Source organism: Bacillus sp. Au-Bac7 (assembly GCF_021341655.1).
Taxonomy (GTDB): domain Bacteria; phylum Bacillota; class Bacilli; order Bacillales; family Cytobacillaceae; genus Niallia.
Window position 1 is genome coordinate 1 of record NZ_JAJTTG010000055.1, and the last position, 580, is coordinate 580.

At 31.6% G+C, this 580-nt stretch carries 1 protein-coding gene; it reads right to left on the reverse strand.

All coding sequences use genetic code 11. The features are described from left to right. On the reverse strand, window positions 1-527 hold a 527-nt coding region (locus tag LXM54_RS27700), incomplete at its 3' end, for a methyltransferase (RefSeq protein WP_233319565.1). Between the last annotated feature and the right edge of the window lie 53 nt (window positions 528-580).

Below are 580 nucleotides of genomic sequence, written 5' to 3' on the forward strand. Positions count from 1 at the left end.
GTGCTCTCTTCGAATAATTTCTGAAGAATCCCAAGTGGAACAATTTGTGATTGTTTATATCCGTCGAAGTCGTATGATGACATACCTGAAATCCAGTGTGGTTCAAAACATATTATTTTTCCATTGTTAACAATAGAATTCACCATTCCTCGAAGCATTATTTTTGGTTCAGACATGTGTAATAAAAAAGCATGGCAAACGGCAATGTCGTACTTACTCTCTAATTCAATCTGACTAGTATCTGCTACAATGAACTCCGTTTCAAACGGAAGACGATGAAAATACTCTATCGCTTTATTAATAAGTTGTTGTCCTTTATCTATTCCTGTATATTTAGAACCTTTTGGTAAAATGGGTAATAATTTAAGTCCTAAATATCCATATCCACAACCAAAATCAACAATATGTACTGGTTTAGAAATCTTCCAAACATATTTAACTAAAAACTCTAAATAGTCATCATTATAATATAAATCCCTTGTTTTTTTGAGGTATTCCAGTTGGGTATCCCAATAATACTCCTCCATTTAAATCCTCCTTTTTTTCTTTCTAACGAAAAATTCTATATAAACTCTACAAT